Annotated in this window: 1 protein-coding gene and 1 tRNA gene; both read left to right on the plus strand. The window is 64.3% G+C overall.

Features of this window, described 5'->3' with window-relative positions:
* Positions 1-253: 253 nt before the first annotated feature.
* Positions 254-342: transfer RNA gene (locus KDM41_17610), tRNA-Lys, on the plus strand.
* Positions 343-683: 341 nt separating this feature from the next.
* Positions 684-3407 (plus strand): hypothetical protein (locus KDM41_17615; GenBank protein MCB1185241.1); only part of this gene is annotated, 2724 nt, incomplete at its 3' end.

Here is a 3407-nt window from a genome sequence, read left to right on the forward strand (position 1 = left end):
CACCTTGGTCCCAGACGGATAGACCTGAAGCTCGAGACCTGGAGTCTGGGTGTCGTAGTAGTAGCCGCGCCGGATCGGGTCGGGTGTCAGACTGTCGATCGCCCGCTTACCGAACTTGAACCTCTTCGCCGCCATCAGTGACCTCCCCAGGATCCTTTGTTCTACGTATGTTCTACACGGCTGGGCAAAAGCTAGCACGTCGGGGCGTCCGCTGGCAACCACATAAGCTGTTATTTTAAAGCAATAAAGCAAGCCGGGCACAATCTGGCAACGCGTGGCAAAGATAGGGGCGACTGACTCTTAATCAGTAGGTTCGGGGTTCGATTCCCTGGCGGCGTACCAAAAAAATAAAGGACTTACGTCATTTTGGCGTAAGTCCTTTTTCGTTTGGGGTAGCGGTTGGTGTAGCGGGCTTTGGCGTAACCTTCCCCTCCAAGAAGACCGTTTGATATCAGAGTATCGGAACTCCGGTTTCCTGTTCCAGGCCTTACCCCGGAGCTTTATCGCGCCCGAACAAAATCAGTATGGCGCGAAACCCATCTCCGAAAAAGGACGCGAACAAGACCGCCCGCCCATCATCACTATTGTGAGCCACCAACACGTTCAGTACCTTCAACTCGAGATCCGGTCTCGCCGTTTCAGGAACCCGTTCACCCCTCCCACACCACGATTGAAGCGCCGGAATGTCAATCGCCCGAGTCATCTACCCCTTCCTTCTGATCGCCGCCCTCCTCTCGGCAACTGCCCATGCGGAGTGGTCCAACGAGTTCGGCCCGACAGGCTTCGGCAGTAGCAGCCGCCCTGAAGCAGTCGTCGATTACGGGGGCCAACTCGTCGTGGCTGGCCGCTTCTCGAATGCCGGCCGCGACCGGGTCGAAAAGGTCGCCCGCTGGGACGGCAGCCGCTGGATCCAACTCGGATCGGGGCCTCGCAACATCTCATGTTTGGCTGTTTATGGCGGCAGCCTGGTTGCTGGAGGGTCCTTCGCGGCCCTAGACAGCATGTTCTCGTCCGGACTCGCCCGATGGGACGGCGAGGGCTGGCGGGGGCTCCCTGGTGGCCTGGCGGGAGACGTCCACGCCCTGGTGGTCTTCGAAGGCGGCTTGTACGTCGGCGGCCGCTTCGCTCTTGAGGCGGGTTCCACGATACGACATCTCGCCAGGTGGGACGGTCAGAGGTGGCACGCGGTCGGCCACGGGATCGCGGGTGGCGGCCGGACCCGGGTCGAAGCGCTGGCGGTCCACGACGGCAGCCTGATCGTCGGTGGCGTATTCAACCGCGCCGGCACGGCCGATGCCATGAACCTCGCCGCGTGGGACGGCGCCGCCTGGCGGTCGTTCGGAGAAGGCCCTGACGACGTCGTGTCGGCGATCCAGGGGCACGGAGATCGGCTCTACATCGGCGGCAGCTTCAACAACGTGTCGGGGGTCGCGGCAACCTCCGTGGCCTGCTGGTCCGGGGGACAATGGTCGGGGATGTCCGGGGGCCTGGGGAGAGAATACCAGACTCGACCTGAAGTGAACGCTATGGTCGTCTGGCGAGAAAAGCTGATCGTCGGCGGGCGCTTCGACTCTGCCGGCGGCAGGAGGGCCCGCGCGATCGCCTCGTGGGATGGAAGTGCGTGGCAGTCAGAGTTGCCGGAGTTCTTCACGTCACCGACCTACCCGGGCCAGCTATCGGTCGCCGACCTTATGGTCTTTGGCGGACGGCTCGTCGCAGTCGGTGAGATCCCGGGCGGAGAAGGCTTTCTGCTGAACAATCTTGGGCTTTGGGACGGCAAACGCTGGGATCCCCTCGTCACAGGCCAGGGCGTGGGCGGGGGACTGATGGAGTTGAAGCGTTTGGCAGATCAGATCGTCCTCGAGTGCGGCACCGGGGCCGGCGCGCGGAACGTATTCGGGCCCGCCGTGTGGGGCGATGGCCAATGGGAGCCGTATCCGGGGCCGGCCGCAGGCTCGCCGGGCCTGGACGTCGACCTCAAGCTGATCACCGAGGTCGGCGATCGGGTCGTCGGATTCGGGCGCATGCCTGTCGGTAATCCCCCTGAACGTCGCGAGCGACCGGAGTTGGCTTGGCATCTCGCCCAATGGGATGGCGGTCGTTGGGCGCCCACGTCACCGCGGTCCCCATTCGGGCTGTCCTGGGCCCATGGTGCGGTCGCCTTCCGGGACACCGTGTGCGTCTTCGGCGACTTCTCCGAAGGTGACGACCGGGACTACCCGGGGCTGCTCTTCGATGGCGATGCATGGCGGCCGATCTCGCGACCGGATCCCGCTGCGAGCCTCCGCAGGACAGTCGTCGTCGGGGATCGACTCTATGCCGCCTGGACAGTGAAGTCCGTCGGTGACACGTTGAGGGGGCTCGTCACCGTCCTGAACGGGACCAACTGGTCTGTTCTGAAAGCAACCGAGCACTGCGAGCCGACGGCCCTCGGGGGCTGGGGTGCCGAACTCGTAGTGGCGGTCTCGGACCCCTTTGAAATGATGTCCGAATCGACGCGGATTCAGGCCTGGAACGGCCGCGAGTGGCGCCCTGTTCCGGGAGACTTCCGTGGCCGTGCGGGCCGCCCGGGAGGGATCGACGCGCTGGCCGGCTACAAGGGGCACCTCGTTGCCAGTGGCATCTACGCTGGGATCGACGGTGTCGCATGCCGCAACGTCGGCTGGTGGGATGGTGAACTGTGGCGACCTCTCGAGGGCGGAGTGAGTTACCAGGCCTACCGGATGGTTGCGACGGAGAACAGCCTTTGGCTGGCCGGAAGCTTCAAGGAAGCGGGTGACTTTCCGTCGGAACACGTTGCCCGCTGGGATGGACCGCTTCCTGTCCCCGAGGTCCTGCCCGCATTTGAACCCGAGACGCCGGTCGTCCCGCAGCGGAAGGCATCGGCCGCCTCGGCTTCCCCTGAAGTCGAGGAAGTGCCGGGTCTGTTCGCGAACGGTGAGTTTCGGGCGTGGACCGACAGCACGCCGGCGCACTGGCGCTGGCAGGCGCGCGCCGGGAGCGGTTGCGAACTGCCTGTGATCGGGCCGGTTCGGGCCCTGGAGGGCGGAGTCACGATCCAATCACCGGCCTGCGGCGAATTTGCGGCGACGCTGTCCCAGATTTTCGAGATTGCCCGTGGGGCGACCTTCCGTGTCCGCGCCCGGTACTCTTTGCACGGGGCCGCAGACCAGACGGAGCGACGGCGCGCCATGCTCGTCCTGGGCGACTACAAGGTGAGTCCGGACGGGAAACGGTCCTGGTCCGAGCACTCCCAGTCGCACACATCTCTCCAGAACGGTGCGGACAATTTCGCGGAGATCGTACTCCGAACTGCTCCGGAAGCGACCCAGGCGAGTGTCGATTTCAGCATCACAGGTGAGGACCTGGCTCTCACGGTTCACGAAGTGACGGTCGAGGTGATTCCA

The sequence above is a fragment of the bacterium genome (assembly GCA_020440705.1).
Classification (GTDB): Bacteria; Krumholzibacteriota; Krumholzibacteriia; order LZORAL124-64-63; family LZORAL124-64-63; genus JAGRNP01.